20 protein-coding genes and 1 other annotated feature are annotated in these 21,621 nt (G+C 49.5%); of the genes, 12 read left to right on the top strand and 8 right to left on the bottom strand.

Going from position 1 to position 21,621, the window contains the following annotated elements; genetic code table 11:
• Nucleotides 1-1,173 (top strand): aminotransferase class I/II-fold pyridoxal phosphate-dependent enzyme, encoded by a 1,173-nt coding sequence (locus tag Y79_RS0111815; RefSeq protein WP_016937866.1) that lies wholly within the window; start codon nucleotides 1-3, stop codon nucleotides 1,171-1,173.
• On the top strand, nucleotides 1,152-2,117 hold the full coding sequence (locus tag Y79_RS0111820; RefSeq protein ID WP_016937867.1) for a polysaccharide pyruvyl transferase family protein: 966 nt from the start codon (nucleotides 1,152-1,154) through the stop codon (nucleotides 2,115-2,117). The genes Y79_RS0111815 and Y79_RS0111820 overlap by 22 nt, the downstream gene beginning before the upstream one ends.
• A gap of 13 nt (nucleotides 2,118-2,130) precedes the next feature.
• Here the strand turns inward: Y79_RS0111820 and yvfG are convergent, their stop codons facing one another.
• Nucleotides 2,131-2,349, bottom strand: coding sequence for a protein YvfG (yvfG, locus tag Y79_RS0111825; protein ID WP_003151570.1), 219 nt, complete (start codon nucleotides 2,347-2,349; stop codon nucleotides 2,131-2,133).
• A gap of 77 nt (nucleotides 2,350-2,426) precedes the next feature.
• Here yvfG and rpoN point away from each other — a divergent pair, with 77 nt between their 5' ends.
• Nucleotides 2,427-3,737 (top strand): RNA polymerase factor sigma-54, encoded by a 1,311-nt coding sequence (gene rpoN, locus Y79_RS0111830; protein WP_029575308.1) that lies wholly within the window; start codon nucleotides 2,427-2,429, stop codon nucleotides 3,735-3,737.
• Nucleotides 3,738-3,773: 36 nt separating this feature from the next.
• Here the strand turns inward: rpoN and lutP are convergent, their stop codons facing one another.
• The gene (gene lutP / locus Y79_RS0111835; protein WP_016937869.1) at nucleotides 3,774-5,450 is read right to left on the bottom strand and encodes an L-lactate permease LutP; all 1,677 of its coding nucleotides are present in this window, start codon (nucleotides 5,448-5,450) and stop codon (nucleotides 3,774-3,776) included.
• A gap of 204 nt (nucleotides 5,451-5,654) precedes the next feature.
• On the opposite strand from lutP, the gene lutR reads away from it, so the two are divergent.
• The 5 genes from lutR to Y79_RS0111860 all read left to right on the top strand — a co-directional run bounded on the left by lutR (nucleotide 5,655) and on the right by Y79_RS0111860 (nucleotide 10,663).
• Nucleotides 5,655-6,374, top strand: a complete 720-nt coding sequence (gene lutR / locus Y79_RS0111840) for an L-lactate utilization/bacilysin biosynthesis transcriptional regulator LutR (RefSeq protein ID WP_016937870.1) — start codon at nucleotides 5,655-5,657, stop codon at nucleotides 6,372-6,374.
• 30 nt (nucleotides 6,375-6,404) lie between these two features.
• Nucleotides 6,405-7,595: an aminotransferase-like domain-containing protein gene (locus Y79_RS0111845; protein ID WP_016937871.1), complete on the top strand. Its 1,191-nt coding sequence runs from the start codon at nucleotides 6,405-6,407 to the stop codon at nucleotides 7,593-7,595.
• Nucleotides 7,596-7,766: 171 nt separating this feature from the next.
• Nucleotides 7,767-8,483, top strand: coding sequence for a (Fe-S)-binding protein (locus tag Y79_RS0111850; RefSeq protein ID WP_016937872.1), 717 nt, complete (start codon nucleotides 7,767-7,769; stop codon nucleotides 8,481-8,483).
• 27 nt (nucleotides 8,484-8,510) lie between these two features.
• Nucleotides 8,511-9,941 (top strand): LutB/LldF family L-lactate oxidation iron-sulfur protein, encoded by a 1,431-nt coding sequence (locus Y79_RS0111855; protein ID WP_016937873.1) that lies wholly within the window; start codon nucleotides 8,511-8,513, stop codon nucleotides 9,939-9,941.
• The gene (locus tag Y79_RS0111860; protein ID WP_016937874.1) at nucleotides 9,941-10,663 is read left to right on the top strand and encodes a LutC/YkgG family protein; all 723 of its coding nucleotides are present in this window, start codon (nucleotides 9,941-9,943) and stop codon (nucleotides 10,661-10,663) included. The genes Y79_RS0111855 and Y79_RS0111860 overlap by 1 nt, the downstream gene beginning before the upstream one ends.
• A gap of 33 nt (nucleotides 10,664-10,696) precedes the next feature.
• Here the strand turns inward: Y79_RS0111860 and Y79_RS0111865 are convergent, their stop codons facing one another.
• From Y79_RS0111865 to Y79_RS0111875, 3 genes are all read right to left on the bottom strand, one after another.
• Complete coding sequence (locus Y79_RS0111865; RefSeq protein WP_016937875.1) at nucleotides 10,697-12,025, bottom strand: GntP family permease; 1,329 nt, start codon at nucleotides 12,023-12,025, stop codon at nucleotides 10,697-10,699.
• A gap of 26 nt (nucleotides 12,026-12,051) precedes the next feature.
• Nucleotides 12,052-13,596, bottom strand: coding sequence for a gluconokinase (gene gntK, locus Y79_RS0111870; RefSeq protein WP_016937876.1), 1,545 nt, complete (start codon nucleotides 13,594-13,596; stop codon nucleotides 12,052-12,054).
• 181 nt (nucleotides 13,597-13,777) lie between these two features.
• The gene (locus Y79_RS0111875; protein WP_016937877.1) at nucleotides 13,778-14,635 is read right to left on the bottom strand and encodes a MurR/RpiR family transcriptional regulator; all 858 of its coding nucleotides are present in this window, start codon (nucleotides 14,633-14,635) and stop codon (nucleotides 13,778-13,780) included.
• A 151-nt stretch (nucleotides 14,636-14,786) separates the two neighbouring features.
• Between Y79_RS0111875 and Y79_RS1000000121505 the strand changes: the two genes are divergently transcribed.
• Together Y79_RS1000000121505 and Y79_RS0111885 are read left to right on the top strand one after the other, a co-directional pair.
• Nucleotides 14,787-14,945 (top strand): hypothetical protein, encoded by a 159-nt coding sequence (locus tag Y79_RS1000000121505; protein WP_016937878.1) that lies wholly within the window; start codon nucleotides 14,787-14,789, stop codon nucleotides 14,943-14,945.
• A 92-nt stretch (nucleotides 14,946-15,037) separates the two neighbouring features.
• Nucleotides 15,038-15,277, top strand: a binding site (T-box leader).
• 62 nt (nucleotides 15,278-15,339) lie between these two features.
• Entirely contained in the window at nucleotides 15,340-16,680 is a 1,341-nt protein-coding gene (locus Y79_RS0111885; protein WP_016937879.1) for an amino acid permease, read from the top strand.
• Between the two features lie 34 nt (nucleotides 16,681-16,714).
• Here the strand turns inward: Y79_RS0111885 and Y79_RS0111890 are convergent, their stop codons facing one another.
• Nucleotides 16,715-17,632 carry a DMT family transporter gene (locus tag Y79_RS0111890; protein WP_016937880.1) on the bottom strand — a complete coding sequence of 306 codons (918 nt, stop codon included), beginning with the start codon at nucleotides 17,630-17,632 and terminating at the stop codon, nucleotides 16,715-16,717.
• A gap of 97 nt (nucleotides 17,633-17,729) precedes the next feature.
• Here Y79_RS0111890 and Y79_RS0111895 point away from each other — a divergent pair, with 97 nt between their 5' ends.
• Nucleotides 17,730-18,608 carry a LysR family transcriptional regulator gene (locus Y79_RS0111895; protein ID WP_016937881.1) on the top strand — a complete coding sequence of 293 codons (879 nt, stop codon included), beginning with the start codon at nucleotides 17,730-17,732 and terminating at the stop codon, nucleotides 18,606-18,608.
• A gap of 31 nt (nucleotides 18,609-18,639) precedes the next feature.
• On the opposite strand, the gene Y79_RS0111900 is transcribed toward Y79_RS0111895, so the two are convergent.
• The gene (locus tag Y79_RS0111900) at nucleotides 18,640-19,047 is read right to left on the bottom strand and encodes a hypothetical protein (protein WP_016937882.1); all 408 of its coding nucleotides are present in this window, start codon (nucleotides 19,045-19,047) and stop codon (nucleotides 18,640-18,642) included.
• 275 nt (nucleotides 19,048-19,322) lie between these two features.
• Between Y79_RS0111900 and Y79_RS0111905 the strand changes: the two genes are divergently transcribed.
• Nucleotides 19,323-20,330, top strand: a complete 1,008-nt coding sequence (locus Y79_RS0111905; protein WP_016937883.1) for an LLM class flavin-dependent oxidoreductase — start codon at nucleotides 19,323-19,325, stop codon at nucleotides 20,328-20,330.
• Between the two features lie 35 nt (nucleotides 20,331-20,365).
• On the opposite strand, the gene Y79_RS0111910 is transcribed toward Y79_RS0111905, so the two are convergent.
• Nucleotides 20,366-21,454, bottom strand: coding sequence for an arabinose utilization transcriptional regulator AraR (locus tag Y79_RS0111910; RefSeq protein ID WP_016937884.1), 1,089 nt, complete (start codon nucleotides 21,452-21,454; stop codon nucleotides 20,366-20,368).
• Between the last annotated feature and the right edge of the window lie 167 nt (nucleotides 21,455-21,621).

Here is a 21,621-nt window from a genome sequence, read left to right on the forward strand (position 1 = left end):
ATGCATACAAACAAACGGATTTATTTATCTCCGCCGCATATGAGCGGAAAAGAACAGGAATACATCGCGGAAGCCTTCCGTTCCAATTGGATTGCGCCGCTCGGTCCGCTCGTCAATTCGTTTGAAGCGCGGCTGGCGGAATATGCGGGAGTGAAAAGCGCGGCGGCTGTAAGCTCGGGAACGGCGGCCATCCATCTAGCCCTGCGGCTTGCGGGTGTGAAAAAAGGAGACGCTGTATTTTGCCCCTCCTTTACATTTGTCGCCACGGCGAATCCGATTGTGTACGAGCAGGCAGAGCCCGTTTTTATTGATTCGGAATGGGAGACGTGGAACATGTCGCCCGACGCGCTTGAGCGGGCGCTCCGGGATGCAAAACGGCGCGGCAGGCTCCCGAAAGCGGTGATCGCCGTCAATCTTTACGGCCAAAGCGCAAAAATGGATGAACTCATGAGCCTTTGCGACGCATACGATGTCTGTCTGATTGAAGATGCTGCCGAGTCTTTAGGATCAACATATAAAGGCAGACAGAGCGGCACATTCGGCCGTTTCGGCATTTATTCCTTTAACGGAAACAAAATCATTACAACATCGGGAGGCGGCATGCTCGTGTCTGACGATGAAGCCGCGATTGAAAAAGCGAGGTTTCTTGCGTCACAGGCGAGAGATGCCGCCGTTCATTACCAGCACAGCGAGCTCGGTTATAACTACAGACTCAGCAACATTCTCGCAGGGGTGGGTATATCACAGCTGGAAGTGCTCGAAGATCGTGTCCGGGCGAGGAGAGACATTTTTCACAGGTATCGGGAAGCGCTGGAAACGTATCCGGGAATCCGCATGATGCCGGAGCTTGAAGGAACGGTTTCAAACCGCTGGCTGACGGCTCTGACGCTTGATAACGGCGTGACGCCGGAAGAAGCCGTCGCCTATCTTGCAAAACAGCATATTGAGGCCCGTCCGTTGTGGAAACCGCTGCATACACAGCCGCTTTTCTCGTCTTCCGTCTTTTATCCTCATAGTGAAGATGAGCGGGTCTCTGAGAATCTTTTCAGCCGGGGGATTTGTCTGCCGTCCGGATCTGACTTGTCTATTGACGAGCAGCAGCGTGTCATTGACGCACTTGCGCATCTGTTTGAAACGAAAGGGGAGAAAACATGGACAGCCGCCATGTCATGAGCCGATTAAAAGAGACGCTGGCAGGGCTGCTCAGCGTCATACCGCCCCAGTCTGACATCATTTATGCCGACTATCCTCTCTACGGAAATGTAGGGGATTTATTAATTATGAAAGGGACGGAGGCGTTTTTTAAAGCGCACGGCATCCGCGTGAAACAGCGCTGGAACCCTGATAATTTTCCATTCGGGCGCCGGGCGGGCAAAGAAACGATCATCGTCTGCCAGGGAGGCGGGAATTTCGGGGATCTCTATCCGTACTATCAGACGTTCAGAGAAAGAATCGTCAAAGCCTTTCCGGAAAACAGGATCGTCATTCTGCCGCAATCCATCTATTATCAGGATAAAACACGGCTGCGAAAGACAGCGGCGCTTTTTGCGGAGCACAAGGATCTGCATCTGTTTACGAGAGATCATGTGTCATACGAAACCGCGAAACGCTTTTTTTCGGCAAATCATATCGGGCTTATGCCGGATATGGCCCATCAGCTGTATCCGATCCGGACGGCAGCGGCTCCGTCACGCGGCAGGCTTCATTTTATCCGCACGGACGGGGAAATCAATCCGAATCTGCAAACCGATTCTTCCGTTGAAAGCTGCGACTGGCAGCATGTGCTGTCAGCAAGTGACCGCCGGGGGATCGCTTTTTTTCAAACACTGAATGTTTTGAATAAAAAAGCGGGAAACCCGCTGCCGATTGCGCGGTTTTGGAAACGCTATTCCGATTTCTTAACGAAAAAAGCGGTCCTGTTTTTCAGCAGGTACGAATCGGTGGAAACGTCAAGGCTTCACGGCCACATTCTGTCCTCGCTTCTTGGGAAACCAAATACCGTCATTGATAATTCATACGGGAAAAACGCCAACTATTATCACACTTGGATGCACGAAGCGCCGGACGTCCGTCTGATCGGGGAAACCGCCGGCACGAAGGAAAACCTTCCGCTTTGAATGAGCGGAAGGTTTATTTTGTTTCTCCACGTTTTACTTTGTTATATGCCTCATCCAAATGCTGAATTCTTTTGAGCACAACCGAGTTCTTTGTCAGCTGATCCTGGACAAGGGTTGAGACGACGGAACGGTAATAGCTGTTCATCGCATGAATTCGGTCTTCATTCGGATTCATTTCAATATGCTGTGTAAAGTTTTCAATAAAATACGGAACAGAAAAAAGTTCTGACATCTATAAAGCAACTCCTTTTAATAAGTATATACGGTATGAAACCAATCATGTACAATGAAAAAAGGGGAGTGAGCATGATGGATATCAAACTTCAGCAAACACAAATGTTAAAGCCTCAATTAACGCAAGAGCTTAAACAGGCCATCACATTACTCGGATACAATTCCGCGGAACTGGCCGGATATATTGATGAGCTCTCACTGGAAAACCCTCTGATTGAACGAAAGGAAACAGACACGCCGCCACTATCTTACCATAAAACAAGTAAAAACAGGATGAAAGAACGGGACGGAAGCCAGCAGATCAGACTTACGCGCAAAACGCTGCAGGATTCGCTCAAACAGCAGGCCTTGGACATGAAGCTGTCCGATGATGAGAAGAAAATTTTTAATTATCTGATATATTCTTTGGATTCAAACGGATATTTAAATGAGGACATACAAGCTGCCGCCGACCATGTATCCGCATCATTAGAGGAGACGGAAGCGGTTCTTTCAAAGCTTCAATCGCTTGAGCCCGCGGGAATCGGTGCTCGGTCTTTGCAGGAATGCATCCTTCTTCAGCTCCGCCGTCTGCCCGAACGGAATGAACAGGCGGAATGGATTGCCGGCGCTTATTTTGAGCTATTTGCAAGAAAGAACTGGAAAGCGCTTACAATGAAGACGGGCATTCCGCTGAAAGATATTCAGGACATCTTTGACATGATCAGCGCGCTTGATCCGAGGCCGGGGCTCCGTTATGCGCATGAGGAGCCGGGTTTTTACGTGGAACCGGATATTTTCATCACGGTGAAAAACGGCACCATTCAAGCGCGGCTCAACAGCCGTTCGTTCCCTGACATCCAGCTTCATGCCCATTACCAGCCGCTATTGTCAGCCGCCGGATGCCGTGATACGAAAAATTATCTGTCGGCGAAATATCAGGAATGGCGCTGGCTGAACCGGGCGTTGTCGCAAAGAAAACAAACCATCACGAGAATCATCGGCGTCCTGACTGAACGGCAGGCATCCTTTTTTCTCACAGGAAAAAGCGGAATGCAGCCGCTGACCTTAAGAGAGGTGGCGGAAACGCTGGAGCTCCACGAATCAACGATCAGCCGGGCCATCAAAGGGAAGTTCGTCCAGACGCCGTACGGACTGTATGAAATGAAAACATTTTTCTCGGCGAAAGCTGAATCATCGGGAGACGGCGGCGCCTCCAATTATGCCGTAAAAGCGCATCTGGAAGCATTGGTCCGTAAAGAAGATAAAAAGAAACCTTTTTCAGACCAAAAGCTTGCCGATCTGCTGCATGAACAGCATGACATCCGAATCTCCAGACGCACCGTCGCCAAATACCGTGACCAATTAAATATTCCGCCGTCATCTGCGCGAAAGCGGTACAGCTGAAACCTCCCCGAGCCATGCCCGGGGAGGTTCTCCGTGTTACGGGATCATCCATGAAAACAGATGATGCTGTAAAAATGTCATGAGACAGACGAGCAGAAGCAAAAACAGACTGTGCTTAATCGTAAAGCGAAAAAGGTCAGCTTCCTTGCCCGCCAGACCGACAGCGGCACAGGCAACCGCAATGGATTGCGGAGAAATCATTTTTCCGGTGACACCGCCTGATGAATTGGCGGCGACGGAGAGAACCGGTTCCATCCCAACAGAGAGCGCCGTCACCTTTTGCAATCCGCCGAATAACAGATTGGCCGACGTATCAGAGCCGGTAATAAACACGCCGAGCCAGCCGAGCACCGGTGAAAAAAAGGTAAACATCGCGCCCGTCATGGCAAGCGCAAGACCGAGTGTCGTGCTCATGCCGGAAGCGTTCGTCACATAAGCAAAGCCGACAACGGAAACGATGGTGACGATCGGAAGCGTCAATTCTTTCACCGTTTCTATAAACGCCCCGCCCCATGCCTTCCACGACATGCCGAGTGCGAACTTGGAGATGACGGCGGCAATCAGAATCGCCGTGCCCGCTGAACCGAGAAGCTCAAGCTTGTACACCGCTTCAATCGGCGTGCCGTCCGCCTGAAGAATTTGCTGATTTACAAATGGGACGGGAGGCGTGAAAGTCAATGCTCGCCCGGCTGCATTCAGCCAGGAAAGCCAAATTGACGTTCCTTCATAATGGCCGGTCAGGGCGGCCTTCACGCCGGGAATCCCCCAAACGGATATCATGGCCGTCAGAAGAAGAAAAGGAGACCATGCTTTAAATATTTGAGCGCCTCCGTACACGGCCGGCACCCCGTCGATGGACGCTGCTGATTCCCGTTCTGCCGCGAAACGATAGGCCGTTTTCGGTTTCCAAAACTTTAAAAACACAGCGAGCGCGGCCATGGAAACTAGCGCCGACAGCACATCCGGCAGTTCAGGCCCTAAAAAGTTCGAGCTTGCGTACTGCACGGCCGCAAAGGAGACGCCGGAAACAAGAATGGCCGGCCATACTTCAAAAGCCTTTTTAAACCCGCTCATCAAAATGATTAAATAAAGCGGTATAAACACGGATAAAAACGGCAGCTGCCGGCCGACCATTTGGGAAATGTCCATAGCCGGTATCCCGGTCGGACCTTCGACGGCGGTAATCGGAATGCCGATCGCGCCAAAGGCAACGGGCGCCGTATTGGCAATCAGGCAAATCCCCGCCGCATAAAGCGGCTGAAAACCAAGTCCGACAAGCAAAGCGGCCGAGATCGCGACGGGAGCGCCGAAACCGGCGGCGCCTTCTAAAAACGCCCCGAAAGAAAAGGCGATGAGCAGCGCTTGCAAACGCCGGTCATCTGTAATGGACAGCACTGAACTCCGGATAATCTCAAATTGTCCCGTTTTCACGGTGATTTTATACAAAAAGACCGATGTGACGATAATCCAGCCGATCGGAAGCAGCCCGTACACCGCTCCCTGCGAAGCCGACAGCACCGCTTTTTCCGCCGGCATGCCGTACACAAATACAGCGATTAAAAGCGAAACGGCTAACGTCAAAAGCCCCGCTATATACCCCTTCATCCGTTTCACCGCAAGCGCCCAAAAAAAGAAGATCATCGGCACGAGCGCGCAAGCTGCCGATAAAAGCAAATTTCCCCCTAATGGAGCATACCCCTGTGTCCATTGCATCCCTAAAAAACCCCTCCTTATGTCATGCAAGCGATTACTTTTATGATAAGGTCATCTGATGACCGGGTTAATTAGCATTATATTTTGAAAGTTTTGAAAATACAATCCTTTTCTTGAACAAATTGTCTGTACCTGTCGGCGGTGCGAAAAAAGAAGTATAATAGACGATAAACATCAAGATTCACAAGTGACGGGGTGATCGCGTTGAAATATAAACAAATTAAAACGAAAAAAATCTACGAAGAAATCGCTGATGCATTGCTGGAGAAGATAAAAGCGGGCGAGCTTAAGCCGGGTGAAAAGCTTGATTCCGTTCAGACGCTTTCCGAGAGCTTTCAGGTCAGCCGCTCGGCGGTCAGAGAAGCGCTGTCGGCTTTAAAAGCGATGGGGCTCGTCGACATGAAGCAGGGAGAAGGCACATACATAAGAGAATTTGAGCCGTCCCATATTTCCCAGCCGCTTTCTTCCGCTCTCTTAATGAAAAAAGAGGATGTCAAACAGCTGCTCGAAGTCAGAAAGCTGCTTGAACTCGGCGTCGCCGCCATGGCCGCTGAAAAACGCACCGAAGAGGATTTACAAAAAATCCGTCAGGCCCTCATGGAGATGAAAGACATCGACGGAGACGAAGAATTGGGCGAAAAAGCAGATTTCTCCTTTCACATGGCGCTGGCGGAAGCATCACAAAACGGCCTGCTCAAGCATCTCATGAATCATGTCTCTGCGCTTCTTTTGGAAACGATGAGAGAAACGAGAAGAATCTGGCTGTTTTCTAAACGAACGAGCGTGCAGCGATTGTATGAAGAGCATGAACGCATATACAGCGCCGTCGCGGCCGGAGACGCGGATGAAGCGGAAGCCGCGATGACCGCGCACCTGACCAATGTGGAAGAAGTGCTGGGGGCTTATTTTGAAGAAAATGTATAGAAGCTGACTTGTGAAAGGGGATAAGATCACATGCAGGCCGAATCTTTTTTTCCTGACCATGTAAAGAAAGCTCTGACAAACGATCCTCCCGGGGAGTGGATGCCGGCTGTTCCAAAAGCGTGCATCCCTCTGCATTCCGGCTATCCCGATCCCGCGCTCGTTCCTGATAAGGAGCTGAAAGAAGCCGCGTCCCGCCTTCTGGATGAGGAGCGCGATCTGCCGCTGCATTATATGGGAAGTCCGAGGACGGCCGTTTTAAAAAAGCAGATTCAAGAACGGTTGGCCATCCGCGGCATTCGCTGCCGTGACGATGAACTGCTCGTGACCTCCGGCGCCTGTCAGGCGATAGATCTGGCAGCCCGGGTGTTCCTCGATGAACAAACCGCGGCTGCCGCAGAAGCTCCGGCTTACATGGAAGCGCTCGAGATTTTTAAAAATTACACACCGCATATAATGAGCATTCCGGCAGATCAAGACGGCCTGCAAACAGAAACATTAGCGTTCATGCTTGAGGAAAGAAAACGAAAAGGGCTTGTGCTTCCGCGTCTTCTTTACACGATACCCGCTTTTCAGAATCCTGCGGGAACCGTGATGTCAGCGAAGCGGAGAACCCGCCTGCTTCAGCTTGCCGACACATATGATTTTCTCATCTTGGAGGATGACGCATACGGCGAGCTCGGATTCACGGATATCCCGCCGTCATTGAAAGCCATGGATCAGAACGGCCGGGTGCTGTACGCCGGTTCATTTTCAAAAGTCATCGCCCCGGGTCTGAGAATCGGCTGGATTGCAGGGGACGCTGTATTCATCAAGGCATTGTCTTGGTTTAAAAAAGACTTGGATCATCCATTTTCTCAAGCGGTGACCGCCGTCTATCTGGACCAAACGAATGTTGAAGAACGGCTCGCCGCCTTGCGTAAAGCATACCGGAGCAAACGTGACGTATTGATCGCCGCATTAAAGCAATATCTGCCCGAGTCCGCATCCTGGCACGTGCCGGACGGCGGTTATTTTGTCTGGGTGAAAGTGCCGGGGGCGGATACGTCTGCACTTCTGGAGCGGGCTCTTTCTCACGGTGTTTCCTATGTACCCGGTAAATATTTTTTTCTGCATCAGGAAGACGGCGCAGAATATCTCCGTCTGTCGTTCAGTTACGCAGGAAAAGCCGCGCTAAAAGAGGGGGTCCAACGGCTGGGACGCCTGCTGAAAAATGAGGCGTAAAGAAGCATTCGGGCTTCTCTTTTTTTTGTGATCTTAGCGCATCGGACAAAAGGATTTTTCAGAAAAACCTTCCAATCCATATTCAGAATAGTGTAGGATATTTATAGAGCTTTCCAAAAACAGGTCATCAGATGACCGGATCACATATTGAGGATGAAAGAGGGGTTCATCATGAAAGTCTCATTATTTGTCACGTGCCTTGTGGATATGTTCCAGACCAATGTCGGAAAGGCGACGGTTGAGGTGCTGGAACGGCTCGGGTGTGAGGTAGATTTTCCCGAGGGTCAGATTTGCTGCGGGCAGCCCGCATACAACAGCGGGTATGTGACGGACGCGAAAAAAGCGATGAAGCAGATGATTGCCGCGTTTGAAAAAGCGGAGTACGTCGTCAGTCCGTCAGGTTCCTGTACGACGATGTTCCGTGAATATCCGCATCTGTTTCAGGACGATCCGAAGTGGGCGGAAAAAGCGCAGCAGCTTGCGGACAAAACGTATGAGTTAACAGATTTTATCGTCAATGTTCTCGGGGTGGAGGATGTCGGGGCGGTGCTGCATAAAAAAGCGACATTACATACGTCGTGCCACATGACAAGGCTGCTCGGCGTGTCGGAGGAGCCGATGAAGCTTTTGCGCCATGTAAAGGGGCTTGAATTTACTTCGCTTCCCGGAAAACATCAATGCTGCGGATTCGGAGGAACGTTTTCAGTAAAAATGGCGCAAATCTCTGAGCAAATGGTGGATGAAAAGGTCGCCTGCGTGGAAGAAACGGAGGCCGAGGTGCTGATCGGGGCGGATTGCGGCTGTCTGATGAATATCGGAGGGCGTCTTGACCGTAAGGATAAAAACGTCAGAGTCATGCACATCGCCGAAGTGCTGAACAGCAGATAACAGGAAAAACCACAGGGGGGTAAAATCATGGCGATGAAAATCGGTACCGCCGCTTTTAAAGAGCGGGTATCAGAAGGAATAGATAATGAATTTATGAGAGGAGCCGTCTCCGGAGCGCAGGAACGGCTCAGGACGAGAAGGCTTCAGGCGGCAGAGGAATTGGGAAACTGGGAGGATTGGCGTTCCCATGCGGAGGAAATCAGACAGCATGTGCTGGACAATCTTGATTTCTATTTAGAACAGCTCGCCGAAAACGTCGCCAAAAGAGGGGGGCACGTATTTTTCGCCGAAACGGCGGAAGAAGCGTCCTCCTATATCCGCGATGTCATCCGGCAGAAAAACGCCAAAAAAATCGTAAAATCCAAATCCATGGTGACAGAAGAAATCAATATGAACGAAGTGCTTGAAGATGAGGGCTGCGAAGTCACAGAAACGGATCTCGGCGAATATATTCTCCAGATTGACGATCACGATCCGCCGTCACATATTGTTGCTCCGGCTCTTCACAAAAACAAAGAACAGATTCGTGACGTGTTTAAAGAGAGACTCGAATACAAACAGACGGAAAAACCGGAAGAGCTCGTCATGCACGCGCGCAGTGTCCTCCGGAAAAAATTTCTCGAAGCGGATGTCGGCATCACGGGCTGCAACTTTGCAATCGCGGATACGGGATCGGTCAGTCTCGTGACAAACGAAGGAAACGGCCGCCTTGTGTCCGCGCTGCCGAAGACGCAGATCACCGTGATGGGAATGGAGCGGATCGTTCCTTCATTTTCTGAGTTTGAAGTGCTTGTCAGCATGCTGACGAGAAGCGCCGTCGGCCAGCGGCTTACAAGTTACATTACGGCGCTGACGGGCCCCCGGCAAGAGGGAGAAGCAGACGGGCCGGAGGAATTCCACCTCGTGGTCGTGGATAATGGGCGTTCCCGCATACTCGGCACGGAATTTCAATCGGTGCTGCAATGTATCCGCTGCGCCGCCTGCATCAACGTCTGTCCTGTGTACCGGCATGTCGGCGGACACTCGTACGGGTCCATCTATTCGGGTCCGATCGGCGCCGTCCTATCGCCCCTTCTCGGCGGATACGATGAGTATAAGGAGCTCCCGTACGCATCTTCCTTATGCGCGGCCTGTACGGAAGCGTGTCCTGTTAAAATTCCGCTGCACGAGCTGCTGCTCAAGCATCGGCAGAACATCGTGGAAAAAGAGGGCAAAGCGCCGTTCAGCGAAAAACTGGCCATGAAAGCCTTCGGGATCGGCTCGTCATCCCCGTCCCTTTATAAAATGGGATCAAAATGGGCGCCTGCAGCCATGACGCCGTTTACGGAAGATGACAAAATATCAAAAGGGCCGGGGCCGTTAAAGGGATGGACCGCAGTCCGGGACTTCCCGGCGCCGCATAAATCGAGATTCAGAGATTGGTTTTTTGACCGGGAAAAACAAAAGGGGGAAGAATGATGATGAAAGGGACGGTTAAACATCAGGAATCCTTTTTAAACCGGATCGCCGAACGTCTGGGCAGAGAGCGCAGAAAAGCAGGCGTGTCCCTGCCTGAATGGAAGTACCAGCCTCAATATGAAACGCATGCGGGCTGTACGGAAGATGATCTTGTCACGATGCTGAAAGACCACTGCGTCAACATTCATACCGAGCTAATCGAAACGGATGCCGCCGGGCTGTACGCCGCTTTGCGCACGCAGGTGGACCGTTTTGAAGGAGGGCCTGTCATCATTCCGAAAGACAGCCGGTTTGAAACGTACGGCCTGCAGACTCTTATGTCGGAAGAGTGGCCGGATGAAGGCATTCCGGTTTGGGAATGGGATGCGGAACAAGGAGCGAAAAATATTGAAAAAGCGGAACAAGCGAATGTAGGCATTACATTCAGCGAGATCACGCTTGCTGAATCAGCCACCGTCGTTTTGTATGCGTCAGAGTATGCCGGCCGATCAGTCAGCCTGCTTCCGACCACCTATATCGCAATCATTCCGAAATCTTCCATTGTGCCGAGAATGACGCAGGCCAGCGATATCCTGAAACAGCAGATCAGAGACGGCGTCACCGTTCCTTCCTGCATCAACTATATTACCGGACCGAGCAACTCGGCCGATATCGAAATGGACTTGGTTGTCGGCGTCCACGGACCCGTGAAAGCCGCTTATATCCTTGTGAATGACCGATAAAAAACAACCCCCGGCCAAAACCGGGGGTTGTTTTTATATAAACGCGTTAATAATCATAATAAAACAAATCGCACTGACAGAAATAATCGTTTCCATCGCCGTCCATGTCAGGAACGTTTCTTTCACGGTCATTCCGAAATACTCTTTAATGAGCCAGAAACCGGAGTCGTTGACGTGAGAAAGAATCAGAGAGCCCGCTCCCGTTGCCAAAACAAGAAGCTCGCTGCTGACCCCCGGCATGACAGATGCAATCGGTGCAACAATACCGGCCGCCGTCATCATGGCGACAGTCGCTGAACCTGTCGCGACACGGATGACTGCCGCGATCGTCCAGCTTAAAAGAACGGGAGAGAAGCTCGAATGCTTCGCCATGTCTGCGATGTACGTGCCGACGCCTGAATCAATCAGAACGTTGTTAAAAGCGCCGCCGGCTCCGATCACGAGCAGAATGGAAGCGATCGGTCCCAGACAGTCATTGCTGAATTTTAAAATGCTTTCTCTGTTAAAGCCTTGATAAAATCCAAGGCTGAAAAAGGAGTAAACCGTGGCGATCAAAAGCGCCGTGACAGGGTCGCCGATAAATTTAAAAGTGTCATAGAGCGCGCTTTTTTCCGGAAGCGCAATTTCGGCAAGCGTTGCCATAAGCATCAGAATCACCGGTACTAATATCGTAAACAATGTATTTGCGAATCCCGGAAGCTTGCGTTTTTCATTCCGTTCAATAAATTGTTTTTTCAACAGTTCGGGGACGGGTTTGTGAATGCGCTTACCGATCCATTTTCCGTAAAGCGGCCCTGCGATGATAGCAGTCGGAATGCCGACGATTAAAGAATACACAATCGTTTTTCCGACATTGGCGTGATAAATGCCGACAGCAGCCATCGCCGCCGGGTGGGGCGGAACCAATCCGTGCACGACGGAAAGTCCCGCAAGGAGCGGAATTCCGATCGTCACTAATGAAACACCGGTTTCAATCGCAATCGTAAACAGAAGGGGCACGAGCAGGACGAAGCCGACCTGGAAAAAGACCGGGATGCCGACGATAAAAGCGACGGCCACCATCGCCCAATGCACTTTCTTTTTGCCGAAACGGCCGATCAGGGTGTGGGCGATCCGCTCCGCACCGCCTGATTCAGCCATCATTTTTCCGAGCATCGTGCCGAGGGCCAGCACGATCGCAAGCAGAGACAGCGTATTGCCGAGCCCGGTTTTCATCGAAGTGATAATGTCCGGCAGCTTCATGCCCGCTGCAAAACCGACAAGAATGGATGTAATCAAAAGACTGATAAAAGGATTTAACTTAGCGACCGTAATCAATAAGAGTAAAACGATAATAGCGGCAATGACTATAAACAGTAACATGACCTTTTCACCCTTTCAAAGAAGAATTAACGGCTTTGTTTGAGCTGAAATTCACTGATGACGTCAAATTCATCTTTGAGCTTGTCATACAGCCGCTCGTATAAGTAAAACAGCTCAATATATGTTTCGCTGTTTTTGACATTCGGTTCATGACGGTGAGAAATTCTGATCCAGTCCTGAACATCCTCAATCTGTTCCATTTCGCCAATGCTGTGTAAAGCGAGGACGGCAGCTCCGAGCGCCGATGCCTCATAACTTTCCGGAACGAGGACTTCCCGTCCCATCGTATCGGACAAAATCTGCCTCCACAGCGGTGATCTCGCAAACCCTCCGGATGCCCGCACATCTTTTGCGGGGCCCGCCAAATCTCTCAGTGCGACACCGATCGAAAAGACGCTCATGATGACGCCTTCCAGCACCGCTCTGATAAAATGCTCCCGTTTATGGCGGAGGCTGATGCCGAAAAACGTTCCGCGGGCATTCGGATTCCAAAACGGCGCGCGCTCTCCTGATAAAAACGGCAGAAACAGCAGACCATCAGAGCCTGCGGGCACTTTATCCGCGATATCAATCATTAAATCGTACGGATCAATGCCAAGCCGCTTCGCCGTTTCGACCTCAGGAGAAGCGAATTCATCACGAAGCCAGCGCAGCATAATGCCTCCGTTATTCGTCGGTCCTCCGATGACCCAATGCTTGTCAGTCAGCGCATAACAGAACGTCCGCGCTTTTTCATCCGTCACCGGCTTATCCGTCACCGAACGTACGGCTCCGCTTGTTCCGATCGTAACGGCTACTTCGCCTTTGCCGATCGCGCCTACTCCCAGATTGGCGAGCACGCCGTCATTTGCGCCGATAATAAACGGAGTATCCGCATGAATGCCCATCCGTGCCGCGATTTCCGGTGCAAGGCCGCATAGCTGGTGAGTGGTCGGCACGATGTCCGACAGCTGATCTTCCCGGATTCCGGCAATCCGGAGCGCTTCTTCATCCCATGAAAGCGTCTCTAAACGGAACAGCCCCGTTGCCGAAGCAATCGAATAATCAACGACATAAGTTCCGAAAAACTCGTGCAAAATATATTCCTTAATACTGATGAATTTGGCGGCTTTCGCGAATGTCTCCTTATCCTGTTCTCTCATCCACACAATTTTGGAAAGGGGAGACATCGGGTGAATCGGTGTGCCCGTTCTTTTATAAATATCGAAACCGTTCATTTCTTTTAAAATCCGTTTTGATTGCTCGGCGCTGCGGTTGTCCGCCCAAATGATGCTTTTGGTCAGCAGGCCGCCGTTTTGATCGACAGCAATCAATGAGTGCATGGCGGTGCTGATACCGATTGCCAGCAGGTTGTCCGGGCTCAGTCCGGCCTTTGTGACGGCGCCTCTGATGCTCGCGATAACAGCTTCCAAAATGTGCTCGGGATCCTGCTCGGCCCATGCCGGCTTTGGCTGTATTAAATCATAGTGAACCGAATGTTTGGATAGCACTTTGCCTCTTGGTCCGAACAGAACGGCTTTCGTGCTGGTCGTGCCGATATCCAGACCGATAACAGCTTGGGTTTCCTTCATATATATCCCGCCTACTCTAATTGAATAATAAGATAGATTGATAATGTATGCCCTTACAAAGTCAATTATAGGAATAATTTTTTTATAAATCAACGATAGAGAAGAAAATTTTTTTCACAAAATTGCCTCAATTCCCGCTGTATCGGCTTTTCTCTTTGAAAAATAAATATTCAGAAAACGGTTACAAACGTTTGTGCGCGATCATTTTTCTGATTTGCTGCAAGTTGGCGAGCGTTTTCTCCTGCCGCAGACGTGCCGTTGCGAAATAAAGTGTATCAATGACCGTCAGCTGGGCGAGTCTTGCGGACATCGCTTCTGTTCGGAAGGCCGTCTCCCTTGTTGATGTATACAGCACAACGTCAGAAATCTGGGTGAGCGGCGACTTTTGGTAGCTTGTAATGCCGATCGTGCCCGCGCCGAGCGATTTGGCCGTTTTCACCGCGTCGAGCACATCCTTGTTGCTCCCCGAGTGAGAAATCCCGATGACTGCGCTTCCGGGACCGAGAAGACCAGCTGACATCGCCTGAAAGTGAGAGTCCGTGTGAGCGATGCAGTTTATGCCCGTGCGCATAAACTTATGATACGCATCTGTGGCGATCAGCCCGGAGCCGCCGTTTCCGTAAAATTCGATTCTGTCTGCGCCGTGAATCATCTCTACCGCTTTTTCAACATCGGCCGGATCTAACAACTGAAACGTATCGGTCAGGCCGGAAATATTTGCGCGGAAAACTTTTTGGATGATGACTTCGGTATTGTCATCAGGACTCATTTCTTCATGAATGTGCTGCACAGGCTCCTGAACGATTTCCTGAGCAAGCGCGATTTTTAAATCCTGATAGCCGGAAAAACCGAGCCGCTTGCACAGCCTGAAAATCGTCGCTTCAGAGCTTTTCGTTTTTTCCGCCAGCTGAATGATAGAGAGATGAACCACGTCTTTCGGTTCCTTCACGATATGATCTGCAATCGCTCTCAATTTTGGCGACAAGCCTTTGCTGGCTGCCTGAATCTTCCCGATACTGCTTGAATTGACAGGGGTCATGCTATAACCTCCCTATTCGAATGTAAACGCATACTTTTATGATAAAGCAAGTTTCAATATAAGGAAAACAGAATTTTAAAATTGTTTTTTCGATTTGGCGTATAAAAAAAAGAGAAAGGCCGCCGATGATAGAAAGTGAGGAGGCATCTGGATGAAAAAAGCATGGATTCTCGTCATATCCTTCGGCATTGCGCTTGCGCTGTTTTTATACGCAAACACTAAGGTGAAAGCGGAAAGCGCGGCACCCGGAAAGCAAAGCCTTGTTTCCGGATTTCAGCTGAGATTTTCGAATGACCGGGAAGGACAATAGGACGGTAAAAATTAGTATTGACTTTGAAATTAGAAGACTGTATATTATGTTACTATATTCAGAAAATAAAAACTCAAGAGATTCATTTAACATAAAACACTGTGAACGGGAGCAGTAAAAGAATCCAGTCAGAAAAAGAGAGCCGCGGTTTGGTGCAACGCGGACTGATTGTTCTTTGAACTCGCCCGGAAGTGGCAGGGCGGAACGGAATTGTCGGAATATTCCCTATGTCCTAACGGCTGACCTTCGTTAAAAGGTTTTTAAGCTGGATTCCGGATATTCGGGATCAACAAGAGTGGTACCGCGGCTGCCTGAGGCACGCCGTCTCTTTTCTAAAAAGAGGCGGCGTGCTTTTTTATGTGATGAACACTTTTTGCGAGAGGGCGTGTGATAGATGGAAAAGGACAAGCAAACGTTGAAACGGACGATGTCGTCCAGACACATTATGATGATGGCGCTTGGAGGCGCAATTGGGGCCGGGCTCTTTAAAGGCAGCAGCACGGCGATTGATGAAGCCGGGCCTTCCGTGCTGCTGGCCTACCTCCTCGGCGGAATCATTCTGCTGTTTATTATGCAGGGGCTGGCCGAAATGGCTGTCAGAAACAAACATGCAAGGACGTTCCGTGATTTGGTTGAGCAGTCTCTCGGATCGTACGCTGCATACTTTTTAGACTGGATCTATTGGAAAATGTGGGTGCTCAATATTGCCGCAGAGGCGGTCGTAGCCGCCATTTTCATTCAATATTGGCTGCCGGAATGTCCGATATGGATACTCGCTTTGATTATTTCCATTGTGGTAACGGTCGTAAACATGCTTTCTGTGAAGCTTTTTGCCGAGACAGAGTACTGGCTTGCGCTCATTAAAATTACGGTGATTGTCATCTTTATTTTATGCGGAATTCTGCTTTTATTTTTCTCATTCGGCAATCATACGGCGCCGGGGCTGTCTCATTTAACGGATCACGGAGGATTTTTCCCGCATGGAGCGGGGGGCGTCATTACGGCGATGCTCGTCGTGATCTACTCATACGGCGGAACGGAAATCATCGGCGTCACGCTGGCGGAGACAAAAAACCCCGAAAAGGTGATTCCGAAAGCTGTCCGAAGCACGTTAACGCGGATTGTCGCTTTTTATTTGCTGCCGTTTTTCATCATCGTCAGCCTGATTCCTTGGAATCAAGTCAACAGCGTTCCCGAAAGCCCGTTTGTCATAGTATTTAAGATGATCGGAATTCCGGGTGCCGACCATATTATGAATGCCGTCATTCTTCTTGCGATTATCTCGTCTATGAACTCGGGATTGTATGGGTCATCCCGCGTCTTATTTACGCAGGCTTCTGACGGCCGGGTGCCGAAAATCTTTTCAAAACTATCGAAGAAAAAGGTTCCCGTCTATGCGATTCTGACTTGTACGTCATTTTTATATGTAGGCGTTCTGATTTCTTTATTTGCAGGAAGCCAGACGTTTAATTATTTGATGGGTTCACTCGGCTATACCGTGCTGTTCATCTGGCTGATTATCGGATTCGCCCATTTGAAATCAAGAAAACATTCAACAGAAAAGCCGGCTTATTACGTCAAATGGTTCCCGTACACGACCTGGTTCGCGGTGCTTGCGCTTTTGGCCATCCTGATCGGCGTAATTGCGACGACATCCATTGTCATCACATGCATCACCGCGGCCATCTACCTGCTTATTACGGCTGCGTATCTCGTGAAAGGGAGACATCAATAAACAAAAAAACTCTTGCCCCGCGGCAAGAGTTTTTTTAATGAGCGGCCTTTTTTTCTGCGGCCAAAGCAGGTGTTTTCAGTCTCTTCGGTGTTATATTCACAAAGCAAATGCTTGTGACAATCAGAAGCAGTCCGGCCAAAAGGCTGACGGTCAGCGGCTCATGCAGGAATATCGAGCTGACGACAATGGATATGAGCGGGATCAGGAAGGTGTAAGAGGCAACCTTGCTTGCTTCCCCTGAACCGACAAGCGTAAAAAAGGCGAGCCAGCCGAGCGCGATGACAAATACCGAAATGAACAGAAGGCTCAGAATGAACGGAGCTTTCCATTGAATCGCTGAAAAGCTTTCTGAAAAACTGCCGGAGCTCACAAGCAGCACGCCGCCGATCAGAAGCTGAAGAGCGACCATCCAGATCGAGTCCGCGCGTCCGCCCGTTCTTTTCACATATACCGTGCCGAGCGCCCAGCTGACTGCGGAGCCTAAGGCCAAAAGAATGCCGGCGATGGAAATATGACCTCCGAAACCGGCTGAGCTGATGACGGCGACACCGGAAAAGCCCAGAATAAGCCCGGCTATTTTCAAAGGATACATCGATTCCCCGAGCCACAGCCAAGAAAAAACACCCATTAAAACAGGCTGGAAAAACACAATGGCTGAAAATAGGCCGGCAGGCAGGTAATTCAAGCCGACCGTTTGCAGGCCGTAAAATAAAGTAATATTTAAAATAGCAGAAATCAGATAGATCGGCCACGTTTCTTTAAAACGCAGCTTTTTAAAACGGGGCAGCGCCGCCATTAATAATAGAATTCCGCCGATCAGCGTGCGGATTCCGGCAAACAGAAGTGGCGGCGAATAGGCAAGCGCGGCCTTTGTCAGCGGCCAGTTAATCCCCCATACCGTAACTAAAAACGCCAGCATGAGAGCTGTCTGTATTTTCGAAAGCTGTTTCACGTCGTTCACTCCTTGTAGAACAATTCCATCATATGATACGGTAATCAGCAAGATAAATAAAATGAATCTTTTTTATAAGGAGCATAAGTAAAACGTTATGACGATTACACAACTGCGGGTTTTTGTTCAAATTGCTGAAACGGGAAGTTTTACAAAAGCGGGGCAGGCGCTGAATATGACGCAGCCCGCCGTCAGCCATGCCATTTCTGCGCTTGAGTCAGAGCTCGGCATTAAGCTGATCATCCGCGAGCGCCGCAACGGCTTAAGGCTCACGGACACGGGCGGAAAAATTCTCGTCCATATCAGAGAGGTGCTCAAAGGCATAGAAAAAGCCGAGCAGCTGGCGGCCGCGGAAAGAGGGCTTGAACAGGGAACGATTCACGTCGGTACATTTCCGGCCGCTTCCGCTTATTTCATTCCAAAACTGATCAGCATGTTTAAAAAACGGTATCCGAAGCTTGAGTTGGTGCTTCATGAAGGAACGGTTAACGAAGTAAAGGAATGGCTCCGTTCCCGGGTAATAGACGCAGGTATTACTCTTTTTCCTACGGAAGACATGGAATATCTGCCGCTGAAAAAAGATAAAATGGCCGTCGTGCTTAGAAATGATCATCCGCTTTGCAGCTGTGAGGCAATCTCTCTGAAAGACCTGGACTGCCAGCCGATGATCATCTGTGACGGAGGGTACGAATCACCGCTTATTGATATGTTTAGGGAGGCAGGATCTGTGCTGACTGCCGCATTCACTGTTTACAACGTCAATACGTCCATCAGCATGATTAAAGAAGGGCTGGGAATCGCGATATTATCACAAATGTCTATGTCGGGAATATCGCTGCCGGACAATGTCGTGACGAGAGATCTGAATCAGGCGGTGTACCGCGATGTTCTGCTTGCCGTTCCTTCCGTAAAGGAAGCTTCATTGGCGGCAAAACTTTTTATTCAAATCGCACAGGAACTCACAAAGAACGAATAAAAAGACCCTAATCATCTTAGGGCCCTGAATCTTATCGGTTAATTTTAAAAGAGTTTGTCGTATTGACAAGTTTTGAACCGCTGAACGTGGCTTTGACACGATAATAACCTGTCTTGCATCCTTTTAAAGAGAATGACTTAGTCACCCTTACTGAGAATGAAAAGGTTGTTTTTTTGCAAGTCGTCCATTTCTTTCCTGACTTTCGCTGTAAGTATAGGTTTCCTTTAAAGGTTCGATTAGACGGATACGGTGTACTGAGAGTAAAATCGACAGTTTTCGCTTTTTTCGTGTAGTAGGAGGCATCGGTAAATCCGCTTACATTTAAATGCTGCTGAGTGCCGTCATAAAAGTCTGCGGCGTATGCCTTATCGGTGTTTCCTGTAAAAAAGATTGCTGCCAGTAAAGCTGTTGTGAGTGCCATTAAGAGTTTTTTACGCATATAGACAATGACTTCCTTCCTATTCAATATCATACATATCTTAACATTATTGGGTCTGTTCTTTCAACGATAGATTTTCACTTTTATAGGATGAAAAGCTCTTCATATCTGAATGTAATAGATTCATTCATACAGAGTTCACTAGTGACGACCGCTTACTGATTGTTCGAAGATCATCGAATCAAATTGTTTAACTCACGTGATAAGCTGTGGTAAGGTGGGTGGTAGAGACCTTGTTTAAGATCTGCTTACACTAAACCATAAAGGAGAAAACGATGGCTGAACATACATTGAAAGATACTGCGTTTTCCGTATTGAATTTATCGCCGGTCGTACAGGGGGGAACGGTTGCTGAATCGTTCCGCAACAGCATGGATTTAGCGCGCCGCGCCGAGGAGTGGGGCTATAACCGCTATTGGCTGGCGGAGCATCATAATATAGAAGGCGTCGCCAGCTCGGCAACGTCAGTGCTGATCGGCCACATCGCCGGCGGCACGAAAAAAATCCGCGTCGGTTCAGGCGGCATTATGCTGCCGAATCATTCGTCACTTATAATCGCGGAGCAATTCGGAACCCTTGAAACGTTATATCCAGGGCGGATTGACCTCGGACTCGGACGTGCGCCGGGAACCGACCAATTAACGGCGAGAGCCTTAAGAAGAAACATAAACAGCGGGGAGGATTTTCCGGAGCAGCTTGAAGAATTGAGAAATTACTTCAAACCGACAGGCAATGTGCGCAATCAAGTCCGCGCCATTCCGGGCGAAGGGCTGGACGTGCCGATCTGGCTTCTGGGCTCAAGCGGCTTCAGCGCACGCCTTGCCGGAGAGCTCGGGCTTCCGTTCGCCTTTGCGGCTCATTTCTCACCGAAAAATACCGTGCCGGCTCTTGAGCTGTACCGAAGCTCCTTCCGTCCGTCAGACGTACTGGATAAACCGTACGCGATGGTCGGCGTCACCGTCATTGCCGCAGACACGGATGAAAAGGCGGAGCATCTGGCGACATCGCATTATCAAAGATTTTTAGACCTCGTCCGCGGCACGCCGAACCAGTTGAAGCCCCCTGTTGAAGACATGGATCAAATCTGGTCGCCGTATGAAAAAGCGATGGTGAATGAACAGCTCAGTTCAACGATCGTCGGCGGACCGGAGCGTGTGAAGGAAAAACTGGAAAGCTTCATCCGGACAACACAGGCGGATGAAATCATGGTGAATTCAGAAAGCTTTGAGCATGCCGACAGAATGCGGTCGTTTGAAATCATCGCCGAATTAAAAAACAGCTGATCAAAAAAAGCAATGTGCGCAGCACATTGCTTTTTTCATTCGCCGATCCGCCTGATGGAATTCCGGATGACGAGTTCCGGTTCATACACGACGTCATCTTGCTTCGGTTTTTTATGTTCTAAGCAGTCGATGACGTATTTTGCCGCCGCTTTCCCCATAATGGATTTCGGGTGCTTGACAGAGGTGAGCTTCACCTCGGAAATCTGGGCGAAATGTGAATCATCATAGCCCATGACTGACACGTCATCAGGCACCTTTAAGCCGAATTCTCTGAGAAGATTAATCGTCTTCAGCGCAATTTCATCATTATAACAAAGAATGGCCGTCGGGTATGACCCGCTGTTTTGCTCAAGGGTATCCTTAATCTTTTGGAGAAGCACGGTTTCTTTTTCCTCAGTCGTGTAAGTTACGATCATGTCCGGAGACGGGAAGATTCCGCGCTCCCGATGCGCCTGCAGATAGCCGTTCATTCGTTTGACGCCCTGCGTGTCATCCGCTTTAAAAATTCCCATAATGTGCGTGTGGCCGAGGGACATGACGTATTCGCAAGCCATCATGCCGCCTTTGACATCATTGACGGAAAAGCTCGGTGCGGCCAGCTCCGCATAAGAAGCGTTAATCATGGCAAAAGGAATGCCGTTTTTCTCCAGATTGAGATAATAGCCGATGTTGGGCGTCTGCAGCGCGCTTTTCGTAGGCTCGACAATCAGCCCGTCTATATTTTTAGACAGCAGGTTTTCAAGGCCGCGTCGTTCACTTTCTGTATTGTTGTTGGTGCTCGTCAGCAGCATGGAATAGCCTTGTTCGCTTAAATAAGATTCGATTCCCCTGATGATGCTCGGGAAAATATAGTCTGATATGTACGTTGTAATGACGCCGATCGTTTTGTTTGAATGCATGGCTGATTTCGCCGTGCGTGAAGCGACAAAGGTGCCTCCGCCCTGAACGCTGTACAGCAGCCCCTGCGAGACTAAATCCCCGATCGCTTTTCTGATGGTATGGCGGCTGACGCCGAACTGCTGCATCAGCTCATTTTCCGTAGGCAGCTTTTGGTCAGGCTGTATTTTCCCTTGATTCAGCCATGAACAAATTTCTTCTTTTACTTGAGCATATTTCGGTAGCATATCAATTCCTCCAAAATGTATACGGACAAATTCCAGTATAACATAGTAAGCCCTTTCATCAAGTCGTAAAAACAATTGACAGATTCTGAAAAACTGCTTATTCTTTATTTGTACGTACTAATTTTCCTTATTTTTAGATAAAATTCTTTATAAGTACGTACAAATGT

Origin of the sequence: Bacillus siamensis KCTC 13613 (genome assembly GCF_000262045.1) — a bacterium.
GTDB classification, from domain to species: Bacteria; Bacillota; Bacilli; order Bacillales; family Bacillaceae; genus Bacillus; species Bacillus siamensis.